This is a genomic window from Rhizobium leguminosarum bv. viciae (assembly GCF_012276115.1).
Lineage (GTDB): Bacteria > Pseudomonadota > Alphaproteobacteria > Rhizobiales > Rhizobiaceae > Rhizobium > Rhizobium leguminosarum_T.
This window is the reverse complement of record NZ_WIEU01000038.1, coordinates 16,371-33,050: the sequence shown is the minus strand read 5'-3', so window position 1 is coordinate 33,050 and position 16,680 is coordinate 16,371. Positions and strand designations below refer to the sequence as shown.

Annotated in this window: 17 protein-coding genes and 1 pseudogene; 3 read left to right on the top strand and 15 right to left on the bottom strand. The window is 61.8% G+C overall.

Annotated elements, in window-relative coordinates; translation table 11 throughout:
• Both GFM02_RS34870 and GFM02_RS35380 read left to right on the top strand, forming a co-directional pair.
• Positions 1-321: pseudogene (locus GFM02_RS34870) on the top strand (hypothetical protein); the annotation flags it as partial.
• 335 nt (positions 322-656) lie between these two features.
• On the top strand, positions 657-1,142 hold the full coding sequence (locus tag GFM02_RS35380; RefSeq protein ID WP_246764342.1) for a hypothetical protein: 486 nt from the start codon (positions 657-659) through the stop codon (positions 1,140-1,142).
• A gap of 140 nt (positions 1,143-1,282) precedes the next feature.
• Here the strand turns inward: GFM02_RS35380 and GFM02_RS33900 are convergent, their stop codons facing one another.
• The 15 genes from GFM02_RS33900 to GFM02_RS33830 form a co-directional block, all read right to left on the bottom strand.
• Positions 1,283-1,933, bottom strand: a complete 651-nt coding sequence (locus GFM02_RS33900; protein ID WP_168324135.1) for a hypothetical protein — start codon at positions 1,931-1,933, stop codon at positions 1,283-1,285.
• Positions 1,934-2,158: 225 nt separating this feature from the next.
• A complete protein-coding gene (locus GFM02_RS33895; protein WP_205930587.1) occupies positions 2,159-2,458 on the bottom strand; it encodes a hypothetical protein in 300 nt (99 codons plus the stop codon).
• Complete coding sequence (locus tag GFM02_RS33890; protein WP_168324134.1) at positions 2,458-3,462, bottom strand: tail fiber domain-containing protein; 1,005 nt, start codon at positions 3,460-3,462, stop codon at positions 2,458-2,460. Before GFM02_RS33890 ends, GFM02_RS33895 begins: the two co-directional genes overlap by 1 nt.
• A complete protein-coding gene (locus GFM02_RS33885; RefSeq protein WP_168324133.1) occupies positions 3,428-3,844 on the bottom strand; it encodes a GNAT family N-acetyltransferase in 417 nt (138 codons plus the stop codon). Before GFM02_RS33885 ends, GFM02_RS33890 begins: the two co-directional genes overlap by 35 nt.
• Positions 3,841-5,664, bottom strand: coding sequence for a hypothetical protein (locus GFM02_RS33880; RefSeq protein WP_168324132.1), 1,824 nt, complete (start codon positions 5,662-5,664; stop codon positions 3,841-3,843). Before GFM02_RS33880 ends, GFM02_RS33885 begins: the two co-directional genes overlap by 4 nt.
• Positions 5,661-6,368 (bottom strand): hypothetical protein, encoded by a 708-nt coding sequence (locus GFM02_RS33875; protein ID WP_168324131.1) that lies wholly within the window; start codon positions 6,366-6,368, stop codon positions 5,661-5,663. The genes GFM02_RS33880 and GFM02_RS33875 overlap by 4 nt, the downstream gene beginning before the upstream one ends.
• A gap of 15 nt (positions 6,369-6,383) precedes the next feature.
• Positions 6,384-6,956 carry a hypothetical protein gene (locus GFM02_RS33870; protein ID WP_168324130.1) on the bottom strand — a complete coding sequence of 191 codons (573 nt, stop codon included), beginning with the start codon at positions 6,954-6,956 and terminating at the stop codon, positions 6,384-6,386.
• Positions 6,957-7,027: 71 nt separating this feature from the next.
• Complete coding sequence (locus tag GFM02_RS33865; protein ID WP_168324129.1) at positions 7,028-7,813, bottom strand: hypothetical protein; 786 nt, start codon at positions 7,811-7,813, stop codon at positions 7,028-7,030.
• A gap of 22 nt (positions 7,814-7,835) precedes the next feature.
• Positions 7,836-8,810 (bottom strand): phage major capsid protein, encoded by a 975-nt coding sequence (locus GFM02_RS33860; RefSeq protein WP_017990701.1) that lies wholly within the window; start codon positions 8,808-8,810, stop codon positions 7,836-7,838.
• 15 nt (positions 8,811-8,825) lie between these two features.
• A complete protein-coding gene (locus GFM02_RS33855) occupies positions 8,826-9,923 on the bottom strand; it encodes a hypothetical protein (protein ID WP_168324128.1) in 1,098 nt (365 codons plus the stop codon).
• Positions 9,924-10,034: 111 nt separating this feature from the next.
• Complete coding sequence (locus GFM02_RS33850; RefSeq protein WP_020048999.1) at positions 10,035-10,346, bottom strand: hypothetical protein; 312 nt, start codon at positions 10,344-10,346, stop codon at positions 10,035-10,037.
• A gap of 13 nt (positions 10,347-10,359) precedes the next feature.
• Positions 10,360-12,480 (bottom strand): hypothetical protein, encoded by a 2,121-nt coding sequence (locus tag GFM02_RS33845; RefSeq protein WP_168324127.1) that lies wholly within the window; start codon positions 12,478-12,480, stop codon positions 10,360-10,362.
• Positions 12,480-14,051 (bottom strand): terminase, encoded by a 1,572-nt coding sequence (locus tag GFM02_RS33840; protein ID WP_168324126.1) that lies wholly within the window; start codon positions 14,049-14,051, stop codon positions 12,480-12,482. Before GFM02_RS33840 ends, GFM02_RS33845 begins: the two co-directional genes overlap by 1 nt.
• Positions 14,017-14,490, bottom strand: a complete 474-nt coding sequence (locus tag GFM02_RS33835) for a terminase small subunit protein (RefSeq protein ID WP_168272340.1) — start codon at positions 14,488-14,490, stop codon at positions 14,017-14,019. The genes GFM02_RS33840 and GFM02_RS33835 overlap by 35 nt, the downstream gene beginning before the upstream one ends.
• A gap of 21 nt (positions 14,491-14,511) precedes the next feature.
• Positions 14,512-14,748 (bottom strand): spike base protein, RCAP_Rcc01079 family, encoded by a 237-nt coding sequence (locus GFM02_RS33830; protein WP_003546281.1) that lies wholly within the window; start codon positions 14,746-14,748, stop codon positions 14,512-14,514.
• Between the two features lie 1,066 nt (positions 14,749-15,814).
• Between GFM02_RS33830 and GFM02_RS33825 the strand changes: the two genes are divergently transcribed.
• Positions 15,815-16,660, top strand: coding sequence for a dienelactone hydrolase family protein (locus GFM02_RS33825; protein ID WP_348644015.1), 846 nt, complete (start codon positions 15,815-15,817; stop codon positions 16,658-16,660).
• Positions 16,661-16,680 lie beyond the last annotated feature (20 nt).

The window sequence follows — 16,680 nt, the reverse complement described above, 5'->3', positions numbered from 1 at the left end:
GCCTGCCTCGTGCTCCTTCAATATGCCGATGATCTGTTCGTCTGTGAAACGATTGCGCTTCATCCTCTGGTCCTCTCAATGGGCCAGAGCTTACTTCAAAATGGATTATTTCAACGGGGCAAGGTCATTCCCGCTCCATTGATCTGGATTTACTCCTTCCAAGGAGCTGTGCAGGCCCGTTCCGGCTGGAAGAGTTCCTTGACGAAGATTTTCGGCGTCAAAAATATACCTTTGATTGCTGCCTTTGCCTTTCTTGATATCGCCGCCATCGCGATGAGGTTTAAAACGTCGAACCAACAGGCAATATCGAGGAAGGTTTAGCCGGCGATATCTGGCCTCGTTTTGCGAGGAGGCAAATCTGGCTCAGCGTTCGCCGCGTTTCCATTGGTCTCCTATTTCCGGGTCGCACAAAGGCCTGTTTATCCGGCGCGACCATCGGCGCCGAGCCGTCGCGCGGCAGCGAGTTGGTGATTTCGTTGCCGAGGTCGGTGGTCAGCGCGTTCCACGGCACGGGGTCGATGACCTGGCCGACGGAAGGTGTCGTTCCGGCGGGCTTGGAATAGACGCCGGTTGATGGGTTTCTGGGCATTGACCTTCTCCAAAGAAAAAGGCTCCGCGAATTGCGAGGCCTCGAATCGTATAGTATCGGTTGCGGCATGCAGAGTGATCACGAGCCGAACCAACCGTCCCACAGAGCGATCAAGATCGCCGCGATGCTCATCGCTGTCGTGACGCTTGCCTCATGGTCTCCACTCAGGACAGGTCCCGCCAGGTGGGTGGTTGATCAGTTTCCGATCGAGCTGACCATGTTTCTCGCCGGCGCTTTCACGGCGGGGCCGATCTGCTTTTTCATCGGACGCTGGAATTCGCTTCGCGCCTTCCGGCACTCCGAACCTTCGACCAACCGGCTTCGAGACGATTTCCCGGCTATTCTGAAATACGCCGCCCACATCCTTGCCAGGGCGCCATTCGCGGTGTTCCTGCTGCCGATCCGGGGATGGAAGCAGGCGCGGGCGAATGGCGAGGGAATCTTCTTCAGCATCATCAACTGCCTCTTGGGCGGTGCGTTTGGTTTCATGGTCACGCTCGCAACATTGCTGCTGGTCGCCATACCGATTCAAATCGCCTTCGAGGGTGGCTGATTCGAGCCTCGCGCCTCCCTGGACAAGGTAGTCCCGAGACACCGCGAGCTTATCGGACATTCCTCACGACATTGTTGCGGGATCTCCTTCACACCGCTGCAAAAAACGCGTCCAGCGTCAGCGGTCAAATCGCGTCGTTTCTAACGACTGCGTACTTTAAGAAGCGCGCGCGTAAGAGCCTTGGCGCCGGCTTTACGACCAGCTTCGGCACCGGCTTCCACCGGCATCATACCGAGCCCGGTCAAAGCGTCCACGACTGCGTTGTGAATGGCCTGCTCGGTTCGATTCCCTAGACCACCTTCCCCCTCCCCGAAACCTTCAACAGCACCCGCTCCGAGATTTGAGGCAATGGTTGCAGCAATGCGAGCGGGCAGTCCCTTCCCAACATTGCCAAGCACGACGTTGCCGATGCCTGGCGCACTCCTTTGCAAGGCAAGGGTAGAGGCCACCTCTCCAACGCCCTGCAGTCCTTCGGAGATATAAGGGTGTTGCTCATCAAACGCCTCATCCATTCCGCGCTGCATCGCAAGCGAGGTATTATATCGCTCTTCATATGTGTCGCCCGGTAGCCTCCAGCTGGTAGGCAGCAACGGATTTATGGCTGGAGCTATCGCCGCATTCGTCGCCGCGTTCATCTCGTCGAGGTAGGGACCTACCCCGAGCACACCGCGGCCGATAGAGCGCACGACATTATTGATCGAGACGTCACCCGACTGCCCCGCATGGGGGGCAGCCCCAAGGCGCGACGTCTTCTGCGATGCGGCAACGGGCGTTCCATTATAGTTTGACATCGAAGCCTCCTGTAGACTTGTAGTAATCGGGTTGGAATAAAGGCTTGCGGAAGACAGTTTTCCGGACGTCTGCCTGAGGCGCGAGGACGAGCCAATTGCGCAGGAACGGCGGAGGTTACTGCAACCCTGCCGGGTCCGGAGCCCTCTCAGAAGGGGTTTCTCCGGCTATAGAATGGGTCTAGGCGGGACTGGTGGCCGCGGGCGATCGTGGATACCTACGCTTGTTCATGGAGCATTGCGCTTGCCGCCGAAGACCGACGACAGGAAGCCGGGAGACTTCGCCGGCGGAGTTGAAGGCGCGCCCGTCGGCGCGGCGGGAGTCGTACCTACCTGCTGCTCCTCATTCTGCTGCCTGATCTCCAGCCCACCCATCAGTGCCTGCGCCAGCCGCGCCGCGCCCTGCCATGGCGACTGGATGGGACTCATATCCATGCCCTGCTGCAGCATGGCGTAGGCCAGCCGCTTGCGCTGGTCGCTGATGTCGACCTGTGTCTTGCCGGTATCGCCGCCGAAGATATATGCCATCAGCCCACCGCCCTCTCGTAGTCTACGCGGTCGAAACCGTCGGCATGTTCGAACACGGCGTCCGGATGGAGCTCGCGCACATCGTCGGACATCAGGCCGATCTGCGTCGGGCCGCCGTGCTTGTAGCGGAAGGCGTAGACCGGCAGGCCGTTATCCAGCGTGCCGACGCGTTTGATGTCTTCCTTCAGCCGCCGGTCGGACTTGGCCCAGCCGCCGAGCAGCGAGCCGCCGAGGCCGAAGAGGCCGCCCATCGCCGCGTTCGACTGGGCGACCTGCCGGTCATAGAGACCCATCTTCTGGTTGAAGTTCTCATTGATGAGGCCTGCCTGGTCGACCGTCGGCAGCTGGGTCGTCGGTGTGTTGACGTAGCTCGGCTGGTGGACCTGCGAGCCCGACATCAGCGCCGAGATTTCGTTCAGCGGCTGGTTCCGCTCGGTCAGGATCGAATTCTGAGCACTCGAATACATGTCGCCGAGATACTGGTCGGATGCAGCCTGCTTGCGCGTCGAAAAATCGCGCAGCGCGTTGTCATAGGCGGCCGAGCCCATCGAGATGCCCTTGTCGGCAAGGCTCTGGTCGAGGCTCGCCCGATCGCGCTCCCACTGGTTGTTGAAGCCGGACTGCCAGTGATCGTTGACATATTTGTCGACATTGCCGGCGCTGAGATCGACATTGGTGCCGAGAATGCCCGAAATCTTGCCGGTCTGGTCGTTGGCGAGCCTGGCAAGGCCGAGCTGCGTCTGCTGTGTCTGGTCATAGATCGCCTGGTTCTCGGGCGAATAGGTCTGATAGGCCGAATAGGTCGGCAGCCGATAGGTCTTGCCGTTCTGGTCGGTCATCGTCTGGTAGCCGCTGACCTTGTATTCCAGCGAACCATCCGGCGTGTACTGATTGGTGTGGCTGAGCCCCGCATTGGCGATGGCGGTGTCGACGTTGGTGGCCGTCTGTGCCGCTGCGGTCTGTGTCGGATCAGGCGCCTTTGGGGCCTTCGGCGTGGAGACCATAGGGAAAATCCTCTTTCATGATTGCGTAAAGCAGCGCGTCGCAGTCGCCGAAATAGGCCTGCTGGCGGCCTTCCAGGCGTGCGCCGAGCCGTGCCAGAACCTTCTGGGCTCCGGCATTGTCGGCGCGGGTTCTTGCGGTTGCGCGGCGGCAGCCGAGCTGATGCACGACATAGTGGAAGACCGATCGCATCAGCGTCAGCGTCAGCCGGTCGGCGGCCAGCGAAACCTCGACATCATGCTCGGTCCAGACGTTGAAGACGAAGCCGGCGATGATCCGGCCGCGGTCGATATGGGCAAGCGTCGTGTAAGGCGGATGGAAGCTCACGCCGATCCTTGCCCCGACCCAGGCCGCGATCTCCTCGCGCGGTTCGCAGACGATCAAATCGGCGCGCCCTTTTCGTAAAGCACGGAGCCGCCGACGACGGCCGCTTCCGAGACGGAGCCGGACGAGCCCGAGATCAGCGCGCGGATCGTCGGCGCCAGGGCTGACCCTGCTCCACCGGCGGAGGCGAATTTGCGGACAAGCGAAATGCCCGGAAATTTCGCGACACCCCAGACCGCCGTTCCCCACTTCGCCGCCGTATTGTTTTCGATCGACGACAGAAGTGCCGTCGGGATCTTGGTCTGATAGTCGACCGAGATCCCGGCATACATCAGCGTGGAAACCCCGATCTGCGCCGTCACCCCGATCAGCTTCGAGAGCTTGGTCGAGAGGCCGTCGCCATAGCGACTCCAGGCGCCGACCATCAGCGCATCGATCGCCACGCCATTGTCGTTGGCGCCGACTTCGGCCTCATAAACCGTGCCGTCGCCCGCCCCGAAAAACAGCCGGTCCTGCCATGTCGTCCAGCAGGAGGCGGGCATGCCGACGAAGCGGCACCAGGCTCCGGTTTCGGTGTTCATCACATATTGATAGGGGCCGAAGGAGGACGGCAGGTTGACGATCGCCATCTGCCGCGCCGGGAAGCTCGAAAGCTGCCACTCCTCAGAGGTCGTGCCGGTCGCCGCAACGGTCTCGCGCCAGGTCGGGCCGATCTTGGCGGTGATCGCCCCGAGGCTGGTCGCACCCCGGTCAAGCTGCACGGCCTTGGTGATCGGCACGATGCCATCAGTCGTCATGATCGCCAGATCTGCGCCGACTGACAGCAGGCATCGATCGGTACCGAGCGGCCGGCCGAGTTTGAAGGTGCCGATCAGCCCCCAATTGGCAGCATTCGAGGGATCGGAGCCCTGGAAGACGATCACCTCGCCTTCCGAGGAGATCAGCACAAGGCACTGCTGCAGGCCTGTCGAAACCGGAATGGTCCAGACGTTGATGGCAATCAGCGTGCCGCCATACTTCATGTTGCCGCCGACCGGCAGAACCGTCGCCGCGCCGCTGACGGCATCGGTGGCGAGATACCAGACATTGGTCGAATTCTTCTCGATGAACCACAGGCGCGAGCGATAGGCAGTGACGGCGATCAGCAGCGAGGCGTCCGGAATGCCTGATATCATCGTCGAGGGAACGTAAGAGGTCGCGACCGCGCCCGTCTCCAGCTGTGCGTTGGTGACCGTTCCAGAGACGGTGACGACGAGCGTGCCGGCCGCCGGCGTGAAGGTCAGCGACACCCGGTTGGCGACGCCCGTTCCATCAAGCGTGCCGGTGAAGGCGCCGGAAAGAGTGACGGAGCCGGTGCCGAAGAAACTCAGCGTATAGGGTGTGTTCCTGATGGCGACGTTCTGGGTGGCGAGCGTTGCCGTGCCCACCAGAAAATTGTTCGTCCAGGCAGTGCCGTTGAAGAGCAGCGGCGTGTCGAGGCCGTTGACCAGGCGCAGAAACTCCTGGCCGGCCGGGTTGGTATATTGCTGCACCGACCAATGGGCGCTTGCCATGCCGGAGACGACGGGCACACCGACGGCGCCGCCCGCCGTCACATCGAAGATCTTGTCGCCGGCCGCGGCAAACAGCCTGTTGCCGACGCCCGAATAAGGAATGACCGTCTGCACGTCGGCGCCAAGGCCGGCGGCGAAGGCGAGGTAACCATAGCGGGCGCGCACCCGGTTTGCCTCGGGAAAGAAGTTGTCGAGCTGAAACGCCGCATCGGCAGGCATATCGGCCATCTCGACGTCGGTTCGCCAGCCGCCGATCGGCGCGATCCAGTCTTTGCCTGGTGAAACGCGGCCGGTGCGGCCGTTTTGAGGGACAGGTCTGCGGGTCATGGGTTGGACACCGTGATCGTGCCGGGCCAGTAATTTTCAGGCGCCTGCCCCCTCGCCGGCAGCGAGAGGTCAACGGGCGCTGCCGCCCGATCGGCGCCGATCGCGGCTTCCTTGGATCGCTCGAAACTGGCGATCTCCTCGCCATAGTCGAGGCCCTTGGCCCGCTTCCAGCGCCAGATCAGCGAGAGTTCGAGAAGGTCTTCGGGGAAACGCGCCATATCGGTATCGTTCGCCCAATTCGCCGCATAGGTCGCCTCGCCATTCAGCGCCACCCAGAAGCCGGAAATATACTCATAAGCCATCGTCTCGCCGGCAGCGTTCGGATGGATATCGAGCTTGCCGCCGGCCATGCGCCAGATCTCAGGCACCGGGTTCGAATTGATGATCCTGTTGCGCTGCCAGGTCTGCGGCTCCACCGGGCCATTCAGCTGCCAGAGGCGCGAGGCATTCCAGATCTTCGAATTGGCGGCGAAGCGGTCCCAGTCAGCGGGCGGCTCGGCCGGCTCCGGGTTGGCGCCCGTCGTTGCGAATTGCCGCTGCACCATCAGCGCCGACCAGTCATGCTGGCGCATCAGGTCGCGGCCGGCGCGGGTGGAGAGGATGCGCAGCTGCATGATCTGCGGATCCGCCGAGGACATGACGGCCGTCGGCGGATCGAGGTCGATTTCCGCGCAGACATTCTGAATGATGGTCAGGAGCGACATGCGCGGATCTCCGGTTCAGGCGGCGACGTGGCCGCGGGACTTGGTCCCGGTTTGACGTTCGCTTTCCAGCGCCTCGAAGCGCGAGGCCATCTCCTTCATCTGCTCCTGCAGCCGCGTCACCTCGTCCTTGAGCCGCTCGTTTTCGGCGGCAAAGGCCGAGGCAGCGCTGGAGTTTTCAGCGGTGGCGAGATAGGCTCGGGCGGCGGCGACAAGCTCGTTGGCGCCCATGCCCACCTTCTGCTTGACGGTGTCGGAAAGGGCAGCGAGCTGCTCGACGGTATAGATATTGACCGCCTCCAGCTCCTTGATCTGGCTGGGCTTCAGATAGGGCCATTGCGCCAGAGGCGTGCCGGTCAGCTGCTCGCGGGCGGCCGCCCCTTCCTTGAAACGCTTATAGGCGTCGGAAAAGCGCTGTTTGTCGTTGTCGGTCACCTCGCGATAGACTTCGGTGTGTTTGTCGCCGGAGATGAAGATGCGGACGAATTCCTTGTCGGCGAAAATCGGCCGGCCCTCCTTCTCCGTCAGAAAGGTCTGTTCGACCGGTTCGAGGCTGAAGGAGGCATAAATTCCGGTGCTGCTGTCGGGCATGGTGCGTGTCTCGCTGTTGATAGCGGGGGGAATGAAGAACGGGCGCCGCAGCGCCCGTTGGTTGACGTGGCTTAATTCACCTTCGACAGGAACGGACGCATCAGCGTCGCCTCGAGCACGCCGGTCGCCGTGACCGCAATGCCCGAGCCATTGGCGGTGGCGTTGGCCGAGAGGGTGATGCTCTGGACGACGCCGTTCGGGTTGTAGGTGATGCCGGCGATGGTCGTTCCGCCTGCTATACCGGTGCCCGATACAGCCGCACCGATGAACGGGCCGGAACCGGCATTCAGCCCGGAAAGGCTCGTCAGCAGGTTGGAGCCGTTGACCGTGGTGGCCGTGAACGTCTGGTTGGCCGCAGCGAAGTTGACGTTGGCGATGGCCTTGGTGGTTGCCGTGGCGGATGCCGGGGCGCTCGCCTGGCCTGCCGTGGTGGTGGTTTCGGCAACGACGAGGGCCGCCGTTGCGGTTGCGACCAATGCCGGCGCCTGGCCATTACGCTGCAGCCAGACGTAATAGGTGCCGGGCGCAAGGGTGATGGCACCGACCGGCCCGCCGGTCAGCGTCGGAGGCTGGGCAGCACCGGAGAAGACACCGCAGCGCTGGCCGACGACGGCAGCCGCCGTGGTCAACAGCGAGGCGACATAATCCCTGGTCCACTGGAACCACTGGCCAGGCTGAAGGGTCGTCTGCGAGGCCAGCACCAGCTGGCAATAGACCCATTCGGATTCGCGGTCCCCGCCGGCGACAGCGCCGAGGGAGAAATTCGGGCCCGGAATACCGGAGCCGGAAACGATCGGGCCTTCGACGACGAACGGGTTCGCGCCAAGACGATCGGACTGGATTGTTGCGATCGACATTTGCTTTTCCTTTCGTTGACGATCAGGCGAACAGCACGCCCTGCAGGAAGGCGTTGTTCATGGTGAGGTTGCCGGCGAAGCCCATGAGCTGCACGAAGGCATCCTGGTTGGTGTTCATGCGCTCGTCGCCGATCGGTGCCATGTCACGGTCGCGGTGCGGGCGATAGAACAGGTACTTGGTGTTCAGAAAGAACATCTGGTTGAGCGGCGCGCCGCCGCCGAAGCCGCCGTCGAAGATCACGTCGGCGCCCATGTACTGGAGCGACTGGAAGCCGGCCATGCCCTTGTCCGCCGAGGTGATGCGCTGGATCGCCTGCAGCGATTCCCAGTAGAGTCGGAAGAAGTTGTTGTCGGCGACGACAAGGTCAGGCGCGTCGGAGCCGCGAACGCAGGACATGTAGAGCCGGTTCATGTAGCTCTGGATGTTGGCATTCGAGGCGGCGGCACCACCATCGGCCGAGGCCGAGAATTTCTGGTTGCGCCAGAAGCCCCAGGTGGCGCGCGAGATGCCGCCGACGGTGCCTGATGTCGGCGAGGTCGAGATCAACAGCTGCAACCCGCCGATCTGACGTCCGCCATCGGCCGTGCCATCGGAATAGCAGTCGAGCGCGATGTTGTTCTTCAGCGTCGTTTCGGCGTTTTCGATGCGCTGCTCGAGCAGGTCGAGGATCGCATCCTCGCCGGAATTCTGCAGCTGTTCGAGGCCGGACATGGAGACGGCAACCGCGGCCTGCTTGAGGTCGTATTCGGCGGCGGTGATGACGTCGGAGGGCTGCACATTCAAAATATCGTAGCCGGAATAGCGCTTGAAGGTCGAGTTTTCCTGGTACTGCAGTTCCTGAACGATGGTGCGGCCGCCGGAGATGGGCTTCTTGCGGCCGCGGCTGTTCAGACGGGTGAGAAGACCGTTGTTCTTCGTCACGTCGTCTGCGACCGTGCCGCTGCGGTTGCGCAGCGTCGTGGTGACGATTTCAGAAAGGTTGGGCGAGATGGGCATCGATCATTCCTTTGATCAGACTTGACCGCGCGAAAAACGCATGGCGTCGCGCAGCGAGTCTCGGATTGAGGTGGGCTGGCCTCTTGCCGCATCGCGGGTCGGGCCCGGCGCGGAAGATCCAGAGATGGATCGCGAGGCGCGGCGGGCTTGATCTGCCGCTGCTGCCCTCTGGGCTTGCTGTTCTCGGACGGGTGCCTGCGCAGTCTGGCTGATCAGCTGCCGGCGAATGTCCGGGCGCATCCAGCATGCGGCGTCGTAGGCGTCCTGAAGCGACGATGCCCGCCCTGCATTGATAAGGGCAATCATGTCATCAAGCACGTCATCGGCGTGCGCATTTGCCGGGTCGGAAAGGAAGGCATCGACTTGAGTTTCGGTGTCCCTTTTCCGCAAAACATGTTCGACCGTCGCCTCGACATTGACGTGTCGCGGCTGCGGTCCTCCTTGCTGTAGTCCGGGCTGTGGTCCGGCCTGCTGCGAACTCCGCTGCAGGACCTGTTCCATCTGGCCATTGACCAGGGCGTGAAGATTGACCCCGGCCATCCTGGCGACGTGAACGACGGTGTTGACGGGATCGTGGATGAGCGCCTTTTCCCAGTCGATCGCCCGGCGCATGACATCGGCATGGGTCATGCCGGCCTGGCGGATGAGCGGCGTGAACTCCTCGAGCCCCTTGTAATCCTGCAGGACGCGGAAGCCGTTATCGACCTCCTGTTCCCGCTTGGTGATGGCCGCCTGCACTTCTCCGGGAAGGGTTGCGAATTGCGCCTTGGCTTCCGCCGACCAGCCGGGCGGAACCCGGCTGCCGATGGTTGCGGGCTGTTCCCGGGTCTGCATCTCGGCCTGTGCTTGCGGCGTCTGCTGAGCGGCGTTTGCCGCGGGCGCCTGCCCTGCCCTCGCCGGTGCGGCTTGCTCCTGCCCCTTGGCCAGGAAGCGGCCGTTTTCCCCGTCGCGCGGCTGGCCGGCAATATCGCCCGGTGCATTGTCTTCGACGGTGTCGATCGCCGCCTTCAGGCTGTCGCGGATGCTGACCGGCCTATCATTCAGGGGCTTGTCGTCGAACGCGCCAAAATCTTCGCTGCCGTTGCCGGCCTCGTTCAGGTCTTCCATGTCCATGTCGGAAACTTCCTTTGTCGGGGGTTGATGCCCGTTAGAGCAATTCCAGGAAAAGTGCGAAGCGGTTTACCGTCCGGAATTGCGTAAAAACAAAAGGTTAGAGCCTTGGCTCTAGGCGTTGTATTCGGCGTAAACCCGCCGCAGCTCCTTGCGGATCTCGTTGCGATCCGTCTTCGGCTTTTCGATCGGCTGCGGCTTTTCGTTGCCGATCTCGACTACGCCGGCCGCTCGATAGGCCGAGCGCAGCTTGGCTTTCGAGGTGTAATGCCTGCCGTCATGCATCGACTGGATATCGATACTGTCGCTGACGAAATGCGGCGCTGGCAGATCGGACTGCGCCGGGCTCTTTACCGGCATGCAGTTGTGCGGCCACTTGTCGAGCTGGTGCCAGCCGCCGCAGACGCGGCAATAGCGTTCTCTCATGCTTCAACCCCAATCATTGGTAGGCGGGCTGCTGCGCCTGGAACTGCTGCAGCGCCTGCGCCGCCGCCTCGCCGCGCGCCTGCTCAACTATGGCACGATGCTCGATCTCGGCCTGGGCGACGCCAAGCTCGGCTTTGCGCTGTTCCGCGCCGGCCTTCACTTCAGCCGTTTTCAGCTTGATCATCTGCTCGGCTGGCGGCTCCGGCGGCGGTTTTGGCGCTGTCGCCGCCTCGGAGAGTTGGGCGCCGACCTGTTCCAGCGTGCTTTCGAGCTGGCGGCCGGCTCTGAAGCCGCGGGCGGCAAAGAGCAGCGTCTCGACCATCACAGGCACCAGTATCGGGTTCTGCTGCGCCATGGCGCCGGCCTGCTGCAGGAAGCCGCCAATCATCTGCACGAATTCCATGCGGCGCTGCTTTTCGGCATCTTCGTCGGGCTCGATCGTCGAATCCGTTTCGATGTCGATCTGGAAGCCGCGAATGCTGTCGTTGCGCAGGAGCTGCACGACCTCATCGATCGTCGGCTGCTGCATCATCTCTTGAAGCTGCGGCGGCATCTGAGGCGGCGGCGGAGCCGGTTGACCCATCTGCTCGGCGCGCGCCGCGGCCTGCTGCGCCGCCATCTCCATCTGCTGCATCTGCATTTGGACCTGCTGCTTCTCGGCCATGGTCGGCAGCTTGATGCCGCTGACGAGCATCAGCGTTTCCGGCTGGAACTGGTCGCAGATGATTTCGCCGGCAAGGCGGATGATGTCGCGGGCGAAGCGGGCAAGCTCGGCCTGGCGGTCGCGGATGCGAATAGAGCCCCACTGGCTCTTGATGCGCTGCGCCGTCGCCGTCTCGGACGCCTGGGTATCGCCGCGGACGATATCCGAAATGCCGGTGATCTGATAGACGTCCTCGATCAGCTGCTTGCGGGCCTGGATGCAGGCGATGATCACCTTCTGCACCTCGTCGATCGGCAGCGTCACGATCGCCTTCGAGCCGCCCTTGTCGGTAAAGGCCGCCCATTCCGGGATCGGCACCATCACCGTGTCGTTTTCCGGCCGCATCGCCTTTTCGATCGCCGGCGAAATCGCGCCATCGCCGGAAGGGTAGAACACTTTCAGGCGCAACTGATCAGTCAACTTGTTGACGCGCTTGGTCAGGAGATCGATCTCGTCGCATTGCTGCTGATAATAGACATAGTCGGGAACCGGGATCAGCGAGCTGGTCGACATCGTGCCATAGGCCGGGCGCGGGCACGGCCAGAAATGCGTGAGATCGAGCGGCGGCTCCGACACTTCGAGCGCCACCGGCGCGCCATCGGCAATCCAGACGGTATAGTTTTCGCTCTTGCACCAGACTTCCCACACATGGGTCTTGCCCTCGTTTTCGGCGCGCTCCGTCTGATTGCTGCCCTTGTTGCTGCCGGCACCTTGCGCCTGGAGCGATGACATGGCGTCAGGGCCGAAGCGCTTCTCCATCTCCTCGTCGGTCATCGGCACGCGCCGCGCCACCCATGTCACATCCTTCCAGCGCCGCGCCGGCGAATGCAGGAAATCGGACCAGTGCACATAATCGATGCAGACACGTTCGTCGCTGATCGCCTCGGGCGGCGCTCCGCCATCCTCGCCCATGCCGCCCGGCAGGCCGGTGGGGAGACCCTCGGGAAATCTACCATTCGCCGGCGCGTCGGAGGGTTGGACGCCCATGTCGAGCGGCTCGAAATCGGCCTCGTAGCGCAGCCATACCGTGCCGCGTGCGCAGAGCAGGAAATCATCGCGCACCGCCCGCATGATGGAATCGATATCGGCTTCGTCGCCCATATAGGCGAGATTGCGTTCGACGAGCTCGGAGGCCATGCGCGCCACCGGCTGGGCGTCCTTGAAGCGGCGCTCGACGACGGGCTGCGGCACCCGGGCATAGACCGCCGGCTGCAGCACCGAGGTGTTGGCCCAAAGCATCGGAAACCGACGCTTGGCCGCATTCGTCTGGTCGGATTGCTGGTCGAGATAGATCTTCTCGATCTTGACGCAGCGGTCATGCCAAGAGCGAAAATAGCGCTGAGCACGTTCGAGCTCCTGCTGCCACCGGGCGCCGACCTTTGCCAGGTCCCATTGCTGCCCGCCCTCCAAAGCCGTCGTTTCGTCTTCCATCAAACTCGCTCGCTATATGCAGGGGTTGCTGCGACGAAGTCGTTGAACGTCGTCGTCTGTAACGTCGGCAGTCGCTTGGGTTCCGGCTTCAGCGGTTCGGGCGCCAAGCCGGTGAAGATGATGGCGAGGCCGCCGAAAGCGTCCGCACCGTGCGAAGCCCAATTGTGCAGCGGCGCGTCGCGGAAGACGCTCAAATCCTCGTCCCAGTCCTTGCGGTAGTTCCTGAGGCACTTGATGCCCTGGATGCAGCCGGCCTGGTCGAACTCGATCTTTGCCAGAATGCGCCTGGTGCCGTTGATCCGGTCGTGGACATAGGCGCGCTCGATCTTGCGGACGGTGCCGAGGCCGCGGGCCTTGACTTCTCTCAGCATCACTTCGATGCGGGTCATGCCGCCGCGCGTCCATTCCCGAACCTTGATATCGTGCGGCATGTTGTGGACGCCGTAGACATAGCCGTGCTCGGCGCCGCGCCGCTCCAGCTCGTCGAGCATGCCGTCCATGCCGGTGCCGGTATGCTCGAAATAGCCGATCATCCGCACACGGCCGGGCAGCACCTGAAACAGCCAGACGCTGTTGGTGTCATCCATGCCGATGTCGGAAATGGTGTGGACGGGATAACCTTCGACATGCGGGAAGACCCCGATCCGCTCTTCGGCATCGGCCACCGCCATCTGGTCGGCGTAATAGGCCCCCTCGACGCTCGCCTCGAAAGCTTCTGCCGGTGTCGAGGGATATTCGCGCTTCATGTCGCCGAGCTGGGTTTCGGCCTTCTTGACATACCAGGCCTTCTGCCGGTCCGTTAGCGCGATGCCCTGGTCGGCCAGGTTGCGGAAATACTTTGCGAAAGCGTCGGTGACGATGACGCCTTCAGGCGCGATCGCATATTGCGGCTCCTTCCACCAGGGGAAGAAATGGAACTTGAAGTCCAGTTCGGTCAGTTTCGCCGCCTGGCGCTGCTTGACCTGACCATCTTCGCAGAGCGTGTAGAAATGCCCTTCCTGCCCTTCCGCCGTGCTTTCGACGAAGACCAGCTGGCCGGCCTGTACCGTATTCAAAGCACCGGTGCGGACTTCTCTCGCCTTGTCAGGATATTTCGCGCAAAGCTTCCCATATTCGGAAATATGCAGATATTGCAGCGTACCCGAGCGCAGCGAGGTGCCGACACGGATGCTCGAATTATTGCCCAGCAGCAGTTCGGTCTGGTTGGCCCTGACGACAGGCACGGCGTTGCGGATACCATCAGGCAGATTGTCATAGGGATATTTGATCTTGTCGCGGAAAATCGTCTGCACGTCGCCCAGCGTATGGGCGATCGTGCCGGCCCTGATATCCCGGTTGAAGACGCAGGCATCGAGCATGAAGATCTGAATGAAGGTCGTCAGACCGAGCTGGCGGGCCTTCAGCAGCACGTTGAGATAATGCATCTGCTCGAAAAAGGTCATCTGCGTCCAGTTCATCTCGAACCTGACGCGTCTGCCCGATTTGTCGGTGATCCAATAGAGGTTGTTCAGACGCCAGCGCCAGTCGGAAAACTGGTCAACCGCCGTTTGGAAGTCCGCGCGTCTTGCCATTGATATCTTCCAGCAACTGCGAAACTTCGCTCGTGACGACGCCACGGTCGGGCTCGACCTTGGAACCGTATTTCTTCGGCCTCAGCTTCTCGGCGACCCATTGGCGGGTGGCGATGCGAAGCTGCGAACGCCTTATGGCCTCGCCATTTTCCTGCCAGCCGGTGGTCTCGCCGGCGGCGTTCTTCTTTTCGATCCAGTCGTCTGCGCGGTCATCGGCAATCTCGACCATCTCGTCGACGAAACCATCCGCCTGGATCTCGCGCGCCAGTGCGTACTTGACCCGAAACGCTGCCTTGTTCTTATCGGCGAGCCAGGAGAGCACGCTCGACATGGCCGGCATCTCTTCATCCCGGCAGATCGACCGCAGGCTTTCCCTCTCGGCAATGCGCTCGCAAATCCTGTCGGCAATCGCCTGGGTGAACTTGATCGGTCTGCCCATATGGCCCGGCCTTCGGGAACTCTAGAACAGCGCGACGATGTTGGAGGCCGTGGTCCCGGTCAGCGCCACGATAGCGGCATGAACCGGCAGGATCGTCCCAGCCGGCACGTTTCTGAAGATGACCGGATCCATGTCGCGCCGCGGCGCAATGGCAACATCGCCCGCCGTGCCGATATAAAGCGCGCGCGCACCGACAATGGCAGTATCGTTCGGCGTCACCACTGCCGCCCGCGAGGCCGGAGCAATCGAAGGGTCCATTGCAGTTCTCCTTGGAAGAGGCGAGCGCTACCCGGCCCGATCCCGATGTGATCGAACATGAGCGGTCAGGCGGAAGAGGATGGGGGATCAACGATGATCTGGGGAAGCTGGCCGGACGGTGACAGACAGACCGCTCGGAGGCGGCGCCGAAATGGTCGACATCACCTTCTGGATTCAAATTTCGCAGCTTGGATTTACGGTAGTCTTAACTGATTTGCCGGGGGGTGATCAACGGCTAATCATGGGTTGCGGAGCAATTTGTGCGCCCCGGCGAGTTTGCCGGAAACGCATCCCCACTCTCCGTCATCCCAGGCCTTGAGCCTGGGATCCATGCCCGCTGCCGATGGAGGCCGGCGTGGATCCTCGGGTCAAGCCCGAGGAGGACGGAGCAAGGGGTGAGCCTTGTGGCAACCCCGAGATGGTGACACAGTGACGCTGGCCGCTGTTATCGACTCAATAAGAATTGGCCGGCATCGATTTAGTTGCCACCACCTTTGGATTCAAATTTCGCAGCTTGGATTTACGGTAGTCCTAACTGATTTGCCGGGGGGTGATCAACGGCTAATCGTGAGTCTCACGTCAGTTCGAAATCGAGCCTGCCCGACCAAGTGGGCGCCAGAATGCCATCCGCTCTTCGGCAATTTTGGCAAGCCGCGCTCCCCACCCTCCGTCATCCTCGGCCTTGAGCCGAGGATCCATGCCCGCTGCTGGTGGAGGCCAAGGTAGATCCTCGGGTCAAGCCCGAGGAGGACGGAGCAAGGGTAAGCTCCGTGGCAAATCCATGGTGGTGGCTCAGTGACACTGGTCGCTATTATCGACGCAAGCATGACATTGGGCGGCGCCGACTCGGTCGACATCACCTCTGGATTCAAATTTCGCAGCTTGGATTTACGGTAGTCATAACGGATGGCCCAGGGGGTGATCAAGGGCTTTTGATCGCAGATTGCGTACTGCTTTGAATCAACCCAACCCGACCCAATCGGCGGCAAAACCCCTCGCCTGCTTTGCGAGCCTTCAGCTCCGGCGTACAATACGCCGGCTGTTCATCAAACGGTGGAGAAGTTCGGTGAAAACCACGAGACTTTTTCTTTGCCTCGTCGCTTTTCTCAGCGCCACGTTCGCTGGAAACCCAGCTGATGCCGAGGAACTGGTTCACTTCGAAAGCGCGCCCGTAGAGCTAAGCCCATTTCGAATAAGCAAGGCCAGGGAACAGGGAGAAATTCTTTCTCAACCGCAGGGTACGCCCCTGCTGGGATATCTATCCCGCCCCCGGGGTGATGGCCCCTTCCCGGCGGTCGTCGTCCTGCATGGATGCGAGGGCATGCGTTTGAGCGTCAAGGAGCTTTGGCCGAAACGACTGGTATCATGGGGCTACGTCGTGCTCGTCGTCGATAGCTTCACCACCCGCAACGTCAAGGACGCGTGTCAAAGCCATCTCCCCGATCGCGTCTTCGACGCCTATGGCGCTTTGAATTTTTTATCGAAACAAAGCTTCGTCGATGCCAGGCGCGTTGCCCTGATGGGTTTTTCAACGGGCGGCACGGTGACGCTGGAGGGAACAAAAATCGAAGGCAACGAACAGCTGATGGACCACAAATTCCAGGCGGCGGTTGCCTACTATCCCCGTTGCGCGGCAACTCAGGGCGATGCGACGGTGCCGATCCTGATTTTGACTGGCGAACGAGACAATTGGAGCCCGGCCGACCGATGCCGGAAGAGGCTTGCCAATCTGAGTGACGAGAGCCCGCCGATCGAGCTCAATGTCTACAAGGGTACCTACCACGATTTCGATGCCCCGGAGTTCAAGGTGGGAAGGAAGGTGTTGGGTCATATCGAAAAATACAATCCGGACGCCGCAGGAAAGTCCATCCGCAGCGTTCGCACATTCCTTCAAAACTATCTCTCGAACTAAGGCCGATCTCTGAGCCTGTC

What these genes read in the sequence shown, in the direction of transcription:
- GFM02_RS33830 (WP_003546281.1), bottom strand. Translation starts at nt 14,748, where the DNA reads ATGGACCCTTCGATTGCTCCGGCCTCGCGGGCGGCAGTGGTGACGCCG.
- GFM02_RS33865 (WP_168324129.1), bottom strand. Translation starts at nt 7,813, where the DNA reads ATGTCGATCGCAACAATCCAGTCCGATCGTCTTGGCGCGAACCCGTTC.
- GFM02_RS33835 (WP_168272340.1), bottom strand. Translation starts at nt 14,490, where the DNA reads ATGGGCAGACCGATCAAGTTCACCCAGGCGATTGCCGACAGGATTTGC.
- GFM02_RS33900 (WP_168324135.1), bottom strand. Translation starts at nt 1,933, where the DNA reads ATGTCAAACTATAATGGAACGCCCGTTGCCGCATCGCAGAAGACGTCG.
- GFM02_RS33845 (WP_168324127.1), bottom strand. Translation starts at nt 12,480, where the DNA reads ATGGAAGACGAAACGACGGCTTTGGAGGGCGGGCAGCAATGGGACCTG.
- GFM02_RS33860 (WP_017990701.1), bottom strand. Translation starts at nt 8,810, where the DNA reads ATGCCCATCTCGCCCAACCTTTCTGAAATCGTCACCACGACGCTGCGC.
- GFM02_RS33870 (WP_168324130.1), bottom strand. Translation starts at nt 6,956, where the DNA reads ATGCCCGACAGCAGCACCGGAATTTATGCCTCCTTCAGCCTCGAACCG.
- GFM02_RS35380 (WP_246764342.1), top strand. Translation starts at nt 657, where the DNA reads ATGCAGAGTGATCACGAGCCGAACCAACCGTCCCACAGAGCGATCAAG.
- GFM02_RS33890 (WP_168324134.1), bottom strand. Translation starts at nt 3,462, where the DNA reads ATGGTCTCCACGCCGAAGGCCCCAAAGGCGCCTGATCCGACACAGACC.
- GFM02_RS33840 (WP_168324126.1), bottom strand. Translation starts at nt 14,051, where the DNA reads ATGGCAAGACGCGCGGACTTCCAAACGGCGGTTGACCAGTTTTCCGAC.
- GFM02_RS33880 (WP_168324132.1), bottom strand. Translation starts at nt 5,664, where the DNA reads ATGACCCGCAGACCTGTCCCTCAAAACGGCCGCACCGGCCGCGTTTCA.
- GFM02_RS33855 (WP_168324128.1), bottom strand. Translation starts at nt 9,923, where the DNA reads ATGGACATGGAAGACCTGAACGAGGCCGGCAACGGCAGCGAAGATTTT.
- GFM02_RS33895 (WP_205930587.1), bottom strand. Translation starts at nt 2,458, where the DNA reads ATGGCATATATCTTCGGCGGCGATACCGGCAAGACACAGGTCGACATC.
- GFM02_RS33875 (WP_168324131.1), bottom strand. Translation starts at nt 6,368, where the DNA reads ATGTCGCTCCTGACCATCATTCAGAATGTCTGCGCGGAAATCGACCTC.
- GFM02_RS33850 (WP_020048999.1), bottom strand. Translation starts at nt 10,346, where the DNA reads ATGAGAGAACGCTATTGCCGCGTCTGCGGCGGCTGGCACCAGCTCGAC.